Annotated in this window: 1 protein-coding gene; it reads left to right on the top strand. The window is 47.4% G+C overall.

All coding sequences use genetic code 11. The features are described from left to right. On the top strand, nucleotides 1-348 hold a 348-nt coding region (locus A7090_RS23495), incomplete at both ends, for a transposase (protein ID WP_157941498.1).

Genomic DNA, 348 nt, shown 5'->3' on the forward strand with positions numbered 1-348 from the left:
TTGCCGCATAGAGCGTAAATCCCAAATAAAGGATGGACGTTCTTCGGCAAAAGAACCGTGGCTTATCTTTAGCAGTACGAATGACTTTAAACCTCGGGAAATCATGAAATTGTACAGCCGTCGCATGCAAATCGAGCAGAACTTCCGGGATGAAAAAAGCGAGCGCTTCGGGTTCGCTCTGCGTGCCAGTTACAGTCGTTCCGTGGGAAGAATGCTGGTACTGAGCCTACTGGCGACTCTGAGTACAATTGTACTGTGGCTTATTGGCTATCATGCTGAAAACAAAGGATTACATCTGAGATATCAGGCCAACAGCATTAAAACACGGCGGGTAATCCCGCATCTGAC

The organism is Escherichia sp. MOD1-EC7003, assembly GCF_002965065.1.
Classification (GTDB): Bacteria; Pseudomonadota; Gammaproteobacteria; order Enterobacterales; family Enterobacteriaceae; genus Escherichia.